Annotated in this window: 1 protein-coding gene; it reads left to right on the top strand. The window is 53.6% G+C overall.

The features are described from left to right. Nucleotides 1-1,121: hypothetical protein (locus tag ACIQTS_RS11755; protein ID WP_402473485.1), on the top strand; the 1,121-nt coding region annotated here is incomplete at both ends.

Below are 1,121 nucleotides of genomic sequence, written 5' to 3'. Positions count from 1 at the left end.
CGAACACCGATGTGAACACTGCGGATAACGCTGATGCGAACACCGATGCCAACACGGATGCGAATACTGACGCGAACACCGATGCGAACACCGATGCCAACACCGATGTGAACACTGCGGATAACGCTGATGCGAACACCGATGCCAACACCGATGTGAACACCGATGCCAACACCGATGTGAACACTGCGGATAACGCTGATGCCAACACGGATGCGAACACCGATGTGAACACTGCGGATAACGCTGATGCGAACACCGATGCCAACACGGCGGATAACTCGGCTGAGAACACTGGCGACAACACTGCGGACAACACTGAGCACCCGATCGTCAGCGTTGTGCCTGATTCCGTTACGGAAGGCGACGAAGTTACCGTGATTGGTGACAAGTTCACTCCGGAAGGCAACGTCAAGGTAATCATCCGAAACTCAAATGGTGAAGAAACCCCAGTACATGAGGGCGAAGTCATCGTTGATGAAGATGGTCGATTCGAGTACAAGTACGATACCGATGGCTTGCCTGAGGGTATCTACACCGTTGAAGTGACGGACGAAGAAACCGGAAAGACTTACACTGAGTACTTCCAGGTAACTCCGGACGATGCCGCTGAGAACGAAGTTCACATCGATATCACCCCTAATCGTTTGGTCAAGGGTGAATCGGGAATCGTAACGGGTAAAGAGTTCACCGCAAATGGCGAAGTCAAGATCGAGCAGAGCCAGCTGGGCGACACCAGCTCGGACGTAGCCAAGATCGCTGCTGCTGCCATGCCTGAAACCGTTACCGCTGACGACAAGGGCGACATTAGCTTCGAGGTCGACTCGACTGATTTGGCACTTGGTAGCTACTTGATCGTTGCAACTGATGTTGAAAGCGACGCATACGGGTTCACGACCTTCACCGTTGTGGCTGACGATTCGACTGACGTGAACACGGCAGACAACACTGCGGATAACGCTGATGCCAACACCGATGCGAACACCGATGCGAACACTGCGGATAACGCTGATGCGAACACCGATGCGAACACCGATGCGAACACTGCGGATAACGCTGATGCGAACACCGATGCGAACACTGCGGATAACGCTGATGCGAACACCGATGCGAACACTGCG

Origin of the sequence: Glutamicibacter sp. NPDC090743 (assembly GCF_044769125.1) — a bacterium.
Taxonomy (GTDB): Bacteria; Actinomycetota; Actinomycetes; order Actinomycetales; family Micrococcaceae; genus Glutamicibacter.
The sequence above is the reverse complement of the archived record's forward strand: the minus strand, read 5'-3'. Positions and strand labels throughout refer to the sequence as shown.